The sequence below is a fragment of the Pseudomonas sp. N40(2020) genome (genome assembly GCF_014472415.1).
Taxonomy (GTDB): domain Bacteria; phylum Pseudomonadota; class Gammaproteobacteria; order Pseudomonadales; family Pseudomonadaceae; genus Aquipseudomonas.
The window spans coordinates 1-12,352 of sequence record NZ_JACSZV010000061.1 but is presented as its reverse complement, the minus strand read 5'-3'; the positions used below and the strand labels follow the sequence as shown (position 1 = coordinate 12,352).

Annotated in this window: 10 protein-coding genes; 1 reads left to right on the top strand and 9 read right to left on the bottom strand. The window is 60.2% G+C overall.

The window, feature by feature from the left end; genetic code table 11:
• Positions 1 to 4: 4 nt before the first annotated feature.
• A complete protein-coding gene (locus tag IAI51_RS26250; protein ID WP_187681121.1) occupies positions 5 to 598 on the bottom strand; it encodes an aminodeoxychorismate/anthranilate synthase component II in 594 nt (197 codons plus the stop codon).
• 408 nt (positions 599 to 1,006) lie between these two features.
• Between IAI51_RS26250 and estP the strand changes: the two genes are divergently transcribed.
• A complete protein-coding gene (gene estP, locus IAI51_RS26245; RefSeq protein ID WP_187681120.1) occupies positions 1,007 to 2,914 on the top strand; it encodes an esterase EstP in 1,908 nt (635 codons plus the stop codon).
• Positions 2,915 to 2,989: 75 nt separating this feature from the next.
• On the opposite strand, the gene trpE is transcribed toward estP, so the two are convergent.
• From trpE to IAI51_RS26205, 8 genes are all read right to left on the bottom strand, one after another.
• The gene (trpE, locus tag IAI51_RS26240; RefSeq protein WP_187681119.1) at positions 2,990 to 4,471 is read right to left on the bottom strand and encodes an anthranilate synthase component I; all 1,482 of its coding nucleotides are present in this window, start codon (positions 4,469 to 4,471) and stop codon (positions 2,990 to 2,992) included.
• A gap of 71 nt (positions 4,472 to 4,542) precedes the next feature.
• On the bottom strand, positions 4,543 to 5,361 hold the full coding sequence (locus IAI51_RS26235; RefSeq protein WP_187681118.1) for a phosphoglycolate phosphatase: 819 nt from the start codon (positions 5,359 to 5,361) through the stop codon (positions 4,543 to 4,545).
• Complete coding sequence (gene rpe, locus IAI51_RS26230) at positions 5,358 to 6,032, bottom strand: ribulose-phosphate 3-epimerase (RefSeq protein WP_003228808.1); 675 nt, start codon at positions 6,030 to 6,032, stop codon at positions 5,358 to 5,360. Before rpe ends, IAI51_RS26235 begins: the two co-directional genes overlap by 4 nt.
• Positions 6,033 to 6,112: 80 nt before the next feature.
• Positions 6,113 to 7,261 carry an iron-containing alcohol dehydrogenase gene (locus tag IAI51_RS26225; RefSeq protein WP_187681117.1) on the bottom strand — a complete coding sequence of 383 codons (1,149 nt, stop codon included), beginning with the start codon at positions 7,259 to 7,261 and terminating at the stop codon, positions 6,113 to 6,115.
• Between the two features lie 287 nt (positions 7,262 to 7,548).
• Positions 7,549 to 8,373 carry an ABC transporter permease gene (locus IAI51_RS26220; RefSeq protein WP_186532890.1) on the bottom strand — a complete coding sequence of 275 codons (825 nt, stop codon included), beginning with the start codon at positions 8,371 to 8,373 and terminating at the stop codon, positions 7,549 to 7,551.
• Positions 8,374 to 8,385: 12 nt separating this feature from the next.
• Positions 8,386 to 9,633: an ABC transporter permease gene (locus IAI51_RS26215; protein ID WP_187681116.1), complete on the bottom strand. Its 1,248-nt coding sequence runs from the start codon at positions 9,631 to 9,633 to the stop codon at positions 8,386 to 8,388.
• A 198-nt stretch (positions 9,634 to 9,831) separates the two neighbouring features.
• Positions 9,832 to 10,875 carry an ABC transporter substrate-binding protein gene (locus IAI51_RS26210; RefSeq protein WP_027610727.1) on the bottom strand — a complete coding sequence of 348 codons (1,044 nt, stop codon included), beginning with the start codon at positions 10,873 to 10,875 and terminating at the stop codon, positions 9,832 to 9,834.
• Between the two features lie 49 nt (positions 10,876 to 10,924).
• A complete protein-coding gene (locus IAI51_RS26205) occupies positions 10,925 to 12,049 on the bottom strand; it encodes an ABC transporter ATP-binding protein (RefSeq protein WP_187681115.1) in 1,125 nt (374 codons plus the stop codon).
• Positions 12,050 to 12,352 lie beyond the last annotated feature (303 nt).

Below are 12,352 nucleotides of genomic sequence, written 5' to 3'. Positions count from 1 at the left end.
GTCCTTAGCGCGTGCCGCCGGTTTGTTTGAGGAAGTTGGCAAACAGTTCATGGCCCTGTTCGGTCAGGATCGACTCGGGGTGGAACTGTACGCCCTCAATGTTCAGGGTCTTGTGACGCAGGCCCATGATTTCGTCGACCGAACCATCATCGTGTTGCGTCCACGCGGTCAGTTCCAGGCAATCGGGCAACGTCTCGTGCTTGACGATCAACGAGTGGTAGCGGGTGACGGTCAGTGGATGATTCAGGCCTTGGAAAACGCCCTTGTCCTCGTGGAATACCGGACTAGTCTTACCGTGCATCACTTGGCGGGCACGCACCACATCACCACCAAAGGCTTGGCCGATGGACTGGTGGCCGAGGCAGACGCCGAGGATCGGCAGTTTGCCGGCGAAGTGCTTGATGGCGTCGATAGAGATGCCGGCTTCGGTCGGCGTGCAAGGGCCAGGGGACACGACGATGCGCTCGGGCTTGAGCGCTTCGATTTCAGCAATGGTCAATTCATCGTTGCGCACGACTTTGACCTCGGCACCCAGCTCGCCGAGGTATTGCACAACGTTGTAAGTAAAGGAGTCGTAGTTGTCGATCATCAGCAACATGGCGTTTCGAACCTCTTGAATTCTGACTTGAAGACAGCCTTCAGATGACTTGCCCGCAGGGCGCTGCACGATGTAGGACACGCAAGTGGCGTCGGCAAAGCGGCATTTCAAACGGGCAAGGAAGGCAAAGCGATACAGATCCGGCCGGGCCGGCAGAAAAGATTCAGGCGCGCCAACGCCAACGGGCGTGTGCCTTGATGACTTGATCCAGAAGTTTGCTGGTGATCAACACGGGGAAGGTCTCGTTCATACGTTCCGGCACAGTAACTTAGCTGGGCAGAGCGTGCAATATGGCGGGGCCTTCGGGGGAGAAATCCAAGTGAGGGTTCGCGACCGATGGCACTAGGCCGGAAGTTTTTGGTACTGTCGTTTCGTTCACCTACAACAATAAATAAAACGGACTTGCTCATGATCAAACAGACGTTGTTTGTACCGCTGGCCGGCTGCTTGCTCGCAATGGCCTGTGCCCAGGCGAATGCGGCACCCAATCCCTATTCGAATTTCATTGTCTTCGGCGACAGCCTCAATGACGCCGGAACCTTCGCCGATAGCGGCGGCCCGGCAGGTTCTACTGAACGCTATACCAACCGTACCGGCCCGGTTTATCTGGATGGCAGCGGTGAACTGTATTCGCTGAACTCCACCCAACTGCTGGGCGGACGCCTCGGCTTTACGGCGGATCAGACGGCCTCTTCCAGTTCGGCAGTGCGCGCCGACAATGGCCAGCCCGACGGCAATAACTGGGCGGTCGGTGGCTACCGCACGGATCAGATCCTCGATTCGATCACCACGCAATCAGCCACCGGTGAACGCACCCGCGCCGGCTACCTGCCGTCGAACGGTTTCCGTGCCGATCCGAATGCGCTGTATTACATCTCCGGCGGCGGTAACGACTTCCTGCAAGGTCGTATTCTCAGCCTGCCCCAAGCCAATGCGGCGGCAGATCGACTGGCCGATAGCGTGCAAACCCTGCAAACCGCCGGCGCCAAATACGTGATGGTCTGGCTGTTGCCTGACGTCGGCCTGACTCCGGCAATCAACGGCACGCCTTTGCAAGCGTTCAGCAGTACGCTCGCCAGCCAGTTCAACAGCCAGTTGACCACCCGCCTGCAAGGCATCAACGCCGAAATCATTCCGTTGAATATTCCGGTGCTTCTGTCCGAAGTGTTTGCCGATCCAGGCCGTTTCGGCCTCGCCACAGACCAAAACCTGACCGCAACCTGCTTCAGCGGCAGCAGTTGCACGGAAAACGCCCGTTACGGCATCAACAGTGGGACACCGGATCCGAGCAAGCTGATCTACAACGACGGCGTGCACCCGACTGAAGCCGGGCAGAAACTGATTTCCGATTACGCCTACTCCCTGCTGGCAGCGCCGTGGGAATTGACGCTGCTCCCGGAAATGGCCCACGCCACCGTGCGCGCGCATCAGGATGAACTGCGCAGCCAATGGCAGGCGGACTGGGAAAACTGGCAGGCAGTCGGCCAATGGCGCGCCATTGTCTCCGCCGGCGGCCAACATCTGGATGTCGACAGCCAAAGCAGCGGCGCCAGCGCCGACGGCAGCGGTTACAACCTCAACGTGGGAGGCAGCTATCGCCTCAATGAGGCTTGGCGCGTTGGCGTGGCGGCAGGTTTCTACCGGCAGAATCTGGAGGCCGGCCATAACGATTCGGACTACAAACTCAACAGCTATCTGGCTACAGCGTTTGCCCAGTTCCAGCAAAATCGCTGGTGGGCTGATGCCGCGCTGACTGGTGGCAAGCTCGACTACGACAACCTCAAGCGCAAGTTCGATCTGGGTGTCAGCGAGGGGGCGGAGAAAGGTGATACCGACGGCCATCTGTGGGCATTCAGTACCCGCGTCGGCTACGACATCGCCCAGCCGGGCAGTGAATGGCATCTGTCGCCATTCGTCAGCGCCGACTACGCCAGTGTCGACGTCGACGGCTACTCGGAGAAGAGCAACCGCGCCACCGCACTGACTTTCGATGATCAGGCGCGCGATTCGAAACGTTTGGGCGTGGGTATTCAGGGCAAGTACAACTTCACGCCGCAAACTCAGGTGTTCGGCGAGTACGCCCACGAGCGTGAGTACGAAGATGATGTGCAGAAGGTCAACATCGCGCTCAACACCCTGCCGGCCAACGACTTCACACTTGAGGGCTATACGCCGCAGAGTCATTTGAACCGCTTGAGCCTTGGCGTCAGCCACAAACTCACGGCAGATCTGGCGCTGCGTGGTGGGTACACATTCCGCAAGGATGATGACTTTACCCAGCAGGGGGTTAATGTCGGAGTGGTGCTGGACTTCTAAATCGCAGGCACAAAAAAGCGGCGCCCTCTCAGGCGCCGCTTTTTCTATGGCTGAACACAAAACCCATTATGGGAATCAACTTTCCGGGGTTTGCTCGGCCAGGGCCACGGCGCGGAACATCGCGCGACGCTTGTTCAGGGTTTCTTCCCATTCCAGCGCCGGCACCGAGTCGGCAACGATGCCGCCACCGGCCTGCACATGAAGTTCGCCGTTCTTGATCACTGCGGTACGGATGGCAATTGCGGTGTCCATGTTGCCGTTCCACGCGAAGTAACCGACCGCGCCGCCATACACACCACGCTTGACCGGTTCCAGTTCGTCGATGATTTCCATCGCGCGAATCTTCGGTGCGCCCGACAAGGTGCCCGCCGGCAGAATCGCCCGCAGCGCGTCCATCGCCGTCAGCCCGGCTTTCAACTGGCCGGTGACATTGGACACGATGTGCATCACGTTGGAATAACGCTCGATGACCATCTTCTCGGTGAGCTTCACCGAACCGATTTCCGAAACGCGACCGGTATCGTTACGACCGAGGTCGATCAGCATCAAGTGTTCGGCGATCTCTTTATCGTCCGACAGCAGATCTTCTTCCAGCGCCAGATCCGCCTCTTCGGTCGCACCACGCGGGCGCGTACCGGCAATCGGGCGCACGGTGATCAGGTTGTCTTCGACCCGCACCAGCACTTCCGGCGAACTGCCGACGACGTGGAAGTCGCCGAAGTTGAAGAAGTACATGTACGGCGTCGGGTTGAAGCAACGCAGTGCGCGGTAAAGGTCGATCGGCGCAGCCTTGAAGTCGATCGACATGCGCTGCGACGGCACGACCTGCATGCAGTCACCGGCAAGGATGTATTCCTTGATGGTGTCGACGGCTTTTTCGTAATCGTCCTGGGTGAAACTGGAGCGGAATACCGGGTCAGCCGATTGCTGCTTGCTGAAGTCCAGGCCACGACGCGGGGTGATCGGTTGGCGCAGTTTCTCCAGCAGGCCCTGCAATTGCGCCTGACCTTGCTCGTAGGCATCCGCCTGAGCAGGGTCGGCCAGTACGATTGCGTGCATCTTGCCGGCGAGGTTGTCGAACACCACGACCGCATCGGAAACCATGAGCAGAATGTCCGGCACGCCCAGCGGATCAGGGTTCGGGCATTTGCCCAGACGCTTTTCCACATAACGCACGCAGTCGTAACCGAAGTAACCGACCAGACCGCCATTGAAACGCGGCAGACCGGCGATGGTCGGCACGTTGTAGCGGGCCTTGAAGGTTTCGACGAAGGCCAACGGGTCTTCGACGTCATGGCTTTCAGTCTCGACGCCATCGACGGTGATACTGACGTGATGGTCGTGAACCCGCAGCACGGTGCGGCACGGCAGACCGATGATCGAGTAACGGCCCCATTTCTCACCGCCCTGCACCGATTCGAGTAGGTAGGAGTTGGGCTGGTCAGCCAGTTTCAGGTAGATCGACAGCGGCGTGTCGAAGTCGGCCAGGGTTTCGCAGGCCAACGGAATGCGGTTGTAGCCATCAGCGGCCAAGCGCAGGAATTCTTCGCGGATCATGAGGTGCCTCGTGGTGTGAGGTGCTAATCAGTCAGGTAGGCAAACGTGCCGGCGGGCCGGCCAGGAACAAGTCAGGCGCGCCAACGCCAGCGGGCCAGGGCCTTGATGACTTTCATCCAGAGTTTGCGAGTGACCACCACGATGGCGTTTCCGGCAGGGGGTTGAACAGCGTCGGGCAACGTTATCCCACCGGCCAGATCCAGGCAACCGGGAATTAGCTTGCGCAGATCGTCAATCACCAGCGCCGGGGATTCTTCGGCGATTGGTCGGCCATGGTTATAGCCATAACTCAGCGCCACGCATTTGACCCCCGCCGCTTTCGCCGCCAGCACATCGCTGCGCGAGTCGCCGACGAACAGCGATTGCGAGGCCGGGATGTTGGCCATTTTCATCACGAAGAACAGCGCCGCTGGATCAGGCTTCTTCTGCGGCAGGGTGTCGCCGCCAATGATCCACTTGAAGTAGCGGCCGATTTTCATCTGATCCAGCAGCGGCGCGACAAAACGCTCCGGTTTGTTGGTGATCAGTGCCATCGCCACGCCCTGCTTTTGCAGCCATTTCAGGGTGTCGCGCACGCCGGGATAGACCACGGTCAGCTCATGGCTGGCGCCATAGGCTTCCATGAACACTTCCAGCGCATGTTCGGCCTCGACGTCGTCGACAGCCGAGTGATCAATACCGCCGGCCAGCGCACGACGCACCAACACTGGCGCGCCGTTGCCGACCCACTCGCGCACCGAATCGATGCCCGCAGGCTGGCGGCCTAGGCTGAGCAGCATGTTGTCCACCGCCGCCGCCAGGTCGGGAACCGAGTCGATCAGCGTGCCATCCAGATCGAACATCACCAACCGTGGCAGTTTGCCCGGGAACAGCTGCTCAAAACCGCTCATGGGCGTGCCAGTGCCAGTTCGGAACGCATCTTGTCGATGACTTCCTGATAGTTCGGCGCGTTGAAGATCGCCGAGCCGGCAACAAAGGTGTCGGCGCCAGCGGCAGCGATTTCACGGATATTGTTGACGTTGACGCCGCCGTCGATTTCCAGACGAATGTCACGGCCCGACGCATCAATGATTGCCCGCGCTTCGCGCAGTTTGTCGAGGGTGCCGGGAATGAACTTCTGTCCGCCGAAGCCTGGGTTGACGCTCATCAGCAAGACCATGTCGACTTTGTCGATCACGTACTTGAGCACGTCCAGCGGGGTCGCCGGGTTGAACACCAGACCGGATTTGCAGCCGCCCTCGCGGATCAGTTGCAACGAGCGATCGACGTGCAGCGTGGCTTCCGGGTGGAATGTGATGTAAGTCGCGCCGGCTTCGATGAAGTCGCCAACAATGCGATCCACCGGACTGACCATCAGGTGCGCGTCGATTGGCGCGGTGATGCCGTACTTGCGCAATGCCGCGCAAACCATCGGACCGATGGTCAGATTGGGCACATAGTGGTTGTCCATGACATCGAAGTGGACGAAGTCGGCACCAGCGGCGAGGACGTTGTCCACTTCTTCGCCGAGGCGGGCGAAGTCGGCGGAGAGAATCGACGGAGCAATTACGAAGGGCTGCATGACGCACCTTTTCTGAGCTAAATCACGATGGCGCGCATTGTATACCTCAAGTTTCCGCGCGCGCACCGTGACCGCGATGATCAGTAGGCCGCGCGGTAGATCTTCTCGATATCGATAGCGCTGAGCTTGCGCGGGTTGTTGCGCATCAAGCGCTCGATTCCCGCGGCCTCCACGGCCATGGCCGGGATCGCGTCTTCCGGCACACCGAAACTGCGCAGACCGGCGGGGATTTCCACCGCCACACAGAGGTCGGTCATGGCCTGGACGGCTTTGTCCGCCGCTTCGCTGGCACTCAGATGAGCGGTCTTCACGCCCATGGCCTCAGCGATATCCTGCATCCGCTCGACGCAGGCCATCTTGTTCCAGGTCATGACATACGGCAGCAGCAAGGCATTGCTGACGCCATGGGCAATGTTGAAACGCCCGCCCAGTGGATAGGCCAGCGCATGCACCGCGCCGACGCCGGCATTGCCGAACGCCATGCCGGCCATCAGGCTGGCGGTGGCCATGTCTTCTCGGGCTTGCAGGTTGGCGCCGTTGGCGTAGGCCTTGGGCAGTGCGTTGGCGATCAGCTTGATGGCGCCGATGGCCAGGGAGTCAGTGATCGGCGAAGCGTTGACCGACAGATAGGATTCGATGGCGTGCACCAGCGCATCAACGCCACTGGCCGCGGTGACACTGCGCGGACAGGTCAGGGTCATTTGCGGGCTGACCAGCGCCACGTCCGGCAATAGATAGTCGCTGACGATGCCTTTCTTCAGTTGCGCAACCTTGTCGGAAAGGATGGCGACGTTGGTCACTTCCGAACCGGTGCCGGCGGTGGTCGGGATGGCGATCAGCGGCGGGCCTTTGCGTGGCACCTGTTCGACGCCGAACAGATCTTCCAGCGCGCCGTGATAACCGGCATAGGCCGCGACACTCTTGGCGATGTCGATGGCACTGCCGCCACCGAGACCGATCAGGCCGTCATGCCCACCCTCGCGATAGACACGCATGCAGTCTTCGACGATGGCGATTTCCGGATCCGGCAGCACGCGGTCGAAAATCTCGTACTCGCGCCCACCCAATTGCACCAGCGCCAGCTCCACGGTGCCGGACTTGACCAGCGCGGCGTCGGTGACGATCAGCGGATTGTCGATATCGAGACGGGTGAGTTCGGCCGCCAGTTGCTCGATGGCCCCCGCGCCGGTAATCAATTTGTGAGCGATTTTGAACTGGGAAAGACTCATCGTGCGCAGCCTCTTATAGATGTGGGAGCTGGGCACAAGATTAGCTGGAGATTTGGGGTTGTCTGCTATTCAGGTCGTGAATGACCCATCAAGGGCAAGATCAACAGCCCCTCACCCTAGCCCTCTCCCGGAGGGAGAGGGGACTGACCGAGTTGTACTCTCGAAGTACATCGACCTGAATTACCGAGTCGAACTCAGGCCTTGAACAGCACAACGATCTGCTCCCTTCCCCCTCGCCCCCTTGGGGGAGAGGGCTGGGGTGAGGGGGTAAGCTTTTGATCTGGCCCTTAAACCTGAGCGGTACGCAGTTTTTCGCTACGGCCGCGTAGCCATTCCAGGGTCAGCAGGAGGATGACGGAGAACGCGATGAGCAACGTAGCAGCCGCCGCAATCGTCGGACTCAAATTCTCACGAATCCCGCTGAACATCTGCCGAGGCAATGTCGCCTGCTCGGGACCTGCAAGAAACAGCGTCACCACCACCTCATCAAACGACGTCGCAAAGGCAAACAGCGCACCGGAAATCACCCCCGGCGCAATCAGTGGCAAAGTCACCCGACGGAACGCGGTCAACGGCGAAGCGCCAAGGCTGGCCGCGGCACGCACCAGATTATGGTTAAACCCCTGCAACGTCGCCGATACCGTGATGATCACAAACGGCACACCCAGCACCGCGTGCACCACGATCAACGAGAAGAAGCTATTACCTAGCCCCAGCGGTGCAAAGAACAGGTAACTCGCCACACCAATAATCACCACCGGCACCACCATCGGCGAAATCACCAGCGCCATCACCAGTGCTTTGCCGGGGAAGTCGCCCCGGGTCAGGCCGATCGCCGCCAGCGTGCCGAAGATCATCGCCAGCACCGTCGCGGCCGGGGCGACGATGATGCTGTTCTTCAGCGCGCGCATCCATTCCGCCGAGGCGAAGAAGTCGTGATACCACTGCAGCGAGAAGCCTTGCAGCGGGTACACCAGAAAACTGCCCGAGTTGAACGACAGCGGCACGATCACCAGCACCGGCAGAATCAAAAACAGCAGAATCAAGCCGCAGAGGATCCGCAAGCTGTAGAACCACACCCGTTCGATGGGCGACATATAAGGACTCAGCATTTCAAATTCCCCTTAGCTCAGGCGCAGGCGACTGGCGCCCACCAGCCAGCTGTAAATCAGATAAAGCACCACGGTCGCCAGCAGCAACAGCCCGCCCAGCGCGGTGGCCATGCCCCAGTTGATGCTGGTGTTGGTGTAGAACGCGACGAAGTAGCTGACCATCTGATCGTTCGGGCTGCCGAGCAGCGCCGGGGTGATGTAGTAGCCGATAGCGAGGATGAACACCAACAGGCACCCGGCGCCGACACCGGCATAGGTCTGCGGGAAATACACGCGCCAGAAACTGGCGAACGGATGGCAGCCCAGCGAGATCGCCGCACGCATGTAGGTCGGCGAGATGCCTTTCATCACGCTGTAGATCGGCAGGATCATGAACGGCAGCAGGATGTGCACCATCGAGATGTAGACGCCCGTGCGGTTGAACACCAGTTCCAGCGGTTTATCGATGATGCCCATGGCCAGCAGCGCGCTGTTGATCAGACCGCCCGATTGCAGCAGCACGATCCACGCCGCGACCCGCACCAGGATTGACGTCCAGAACGGCAGCAGCACCAGAATCATCAACAGGTTGCTCTGGCGCGATGGCAGGTTGGCCAGCAGGTATGCCAGTGGATAGGCGAGCAGCAGGCAGATCACGGTGATGACCAGACCCATCCAGAAGGTGCGGGCGAAGATGTCCAGGTAGATCGCCTGATCCGGGGTCGCCGGGGCGATTTCACCGAGGTCGTCGATGCGGTGATCGACCGATGCCAGCAAGTAATACGGCGTAATGCTGCTGGTGTTGCGTTTCACCGCTTGCCAGTAGGCCGGATCGCCCCAACGTTCGTCGAGTGCTTCCAGTGCTTCTTTATAAGAGGCCGGTTCGCTGGCAAATGGCAGCGCCCGGGCAGTTTTGGTCAGCAGGCTGCGATAGCCGGCCAACTCCATGTTCAAGCGCTTGGACAGATCGCCCAGCGTCTGGTTTTTGCGCGCTTCGGCGAGGTCTTCGCCGGCCGCTTTGTACACCGGTTCAGCGGGCAGGCCACGGCCGTCCCAACTGGCGATGGCCGCCACGGTGCGCGGCATGCCGCCGACCACTTCCGGGTTGCCGACGCTTTTGTAGAGCAGCGCCACGATCGGCACCAGAAACACCAGCAACAGAAACAGCACCAACGGCGCAATCAACGCCTGGGCTTTCCAGCGGTTGACCCGCTCGGCGCGCTTGAGCTTCTGCTTCAAGGTGGGGCTGGCGCCCTCGTTCAGGGGAACGGCGATGGCCATGACGTACTCCGCAAATCTTTGATCGTTACAGAGGTGGCGAACGCCGCCTCGAACTTTGGGTACTGATCGTTCCCACGCTCTGCGTGGCAACGCATCCAGTGACGCTATGCGTCACAGGGACGCGGAGCGTCCCGGGTGGCATTCCCACGCAGAGCGTGGGAACGATCATCCGGTGCGCCGTCGATCCATGTGACGGGGTTACTTCGCCGCCCAGGAGTTGAAGCGCTGTTCCAGTTGCTCGCCGTTGTCAGCCCAGAAGCTGACGTCGATCTGCACCTGGTTGGCGATGTTTTCCGGGGTAGTCGGCATATCTTTCAGCACATCCTTGCTCAGCAACGGAACAGCCTGGGTGTTGGCCGGGCCGTAAGCGATGTTTTCCGAGTAGGTCTTCTGCTGCTGCGGCTGTACCGAGTAGGCGATGAACTTCTTCGCCGCTTCAGCACGCTTGGCGTCCAGACCTTTCGGGATGGCCCACGCGTCAAAGTCGTAGATACCGCCGTTCCACACCACTTTCAGGTTGGATTCTTTCTGCACGGCAGCGATGCGACCGTTATAGGCAGAGCTCATGACCACGTCGCCGGAAGCGAGGTATTGCGGCGGTTGTGCGCCGGCCTCCCACCACTGAATGCTTGGCTTCAGCTCGTCGAGCTTCTTGAACGCGCGATCCTGACCACCCTTGCTCGCCAGCTCTTTGTAGACGTCTTTCGGCGCCACACCATCAGCCATCAAAGCGAATTCGAGGGTGTACTTGGCGCCTTTACGCAGGCCACGTTTGCCCGGGAATTTCTTGGTGTCCCAGAAATCGGCCCAACTGGTTGGCGCGGTTTTCAGCTTGTCGGCGTTGTACGCAAGCACGGTCGACCAGACGAAGAAACCCACGCCGCACGGCTGAATCGCGCCTTTGACGTAGTCTTCGGTTTTGCCGAACAGCGCCGGGTCGAGTTGCTCGAACATGTCTTCGTCGCAGCCACGGGACAGCTCTGGCGATTCAACTTCGACCAGATCCCACGACACGCTCTTGGTGTCGACCATGGCTTTGACCTTGGCCATTTCGCCGTTGTACTCACCGGCGACGATTTTGCCGTTACCCGCCGCTTCCCACGGTGCATAGAAGGCTTTGACTTGCGCCGCCTTGTTCGCCCCGCCAAACGACACCACGGTCAAATCCGGGCCAGCGGCCATTGCGCTGGCCGCACCCATCAGGCCCAAGGTCAGGGCGGTGAACTTCAGGGATCTCAACATTTATTGTTCTCTCCACGTGCAGGGTTGGTGTTGGTATTGCGGGGGGCGATCAGTTCGCCTCTAACAGCGGATCAAGCGCGCGAACGTGCTCGACCTGCCAGCCAAGCGGAACCACGTCACCAACCGCGAGCGCGGGATCGAGCTCGGCAATCGGTTGTTTCACGAAGAAGTCGGTCTTGCCGCAGACTTCCAGGCGCACCCGGACGTGGTCGCCCAGATAGATGAATTCCGCCACCCTCCCTGAGAAGCGGTTGACGCATTGGTCGCTGGAACCGTTGAGGCTGACGCGCTCCGGGCGAATCGACAGGGTCACCGGCTCGCCGGTCTGGCCGACGTTGACCGCCAGTGCCTCTACCTTCTCGCCACGGCCCAACTCGACGACGCAACGCTCACCGCTCTGGCTGAGCAAACGACCGTTGAGGCGATTGTTCTCGCCGATGAAGTTGGCGACGAAGGTGTTTTTAGGCTCTTCGTACAACGTGCGCGGCGGCGCGATCTGCTGAATTTCGCCTTGGTGGAACACGGCGACGCGATCGGACATGGTCAGCGCTTCGCCCTGATCGTGGGTTACGTAGACCACGGTCACGCCGAGGCGCTGGTGCAGATGCTTGATCTCCATCTGCATGTGTTCACGCAGTTGTTTATCGAGGGCGCCGAGGGGTTCGTCCATCAGCACCAGTTGCGGCTCGAACACCAACGCACGGGCCAGGGCCACACGCTGTTGCTGACCGCCGGACAACTGCGCCGGGTAGCGCGAAGCGAACGCGTCGAGCTGCACCATGCTCAGGACTTTCTTGACCTTGTCGGCGACGTCACTCTTGTTCAGGCCGCGCACAGTCAGCGGGAACCCGAGGTTTTCTGCGACGGTCATGTGCGGGAACAGTGCGTAGTTCTGGAACACCATGCCGATGTCGCGCTTATGCGGCGGCACGTTGTTGATCGCGCGCCCGGCCAAGAGGATTTCGCCAGCGGTCGGCGTTTCGAAACCGGCGAGCATCATCAGGCTGGTGGTCTTGCCGGAACCGGACGGCCCGAGCAGGGTAAGGAATTCGCCTTTGCGAATGTCCAGGTTGAGGTCTTTGACGATCAGGTTCTCGCCGTCGTAGCTCTTCTGCACTCCACGAAAGCTGACCAGCACATCACTGGCCCCTGCGTTTGTATCGACCTGGCTCATACCCACACCTTTGTTGTTGATGACTGCTTGTGTACCAAGCCTAGTGGCTGGCGGCAGGCACGCAAATCGGGGCGCAGGAGAGAATTGGCTCAGCGGGATGGAAGGTTGGGGGTAGGGATTGCCCTACAAGGATGGCGCGGATTGGTACGCCGACTACGAGCGTCAAGCTGCAAGCCGCCAGTAACGGCAAAAGCGTTTGTCGCGAATGGATATGCCAGCGCGGTCTACCGTAGGAGCTGCCGAAGGCTGCGATCTTTTGACCTTGTAAACAGCAAGATCAAAAGATCGCAGCCTTCGGCAGCT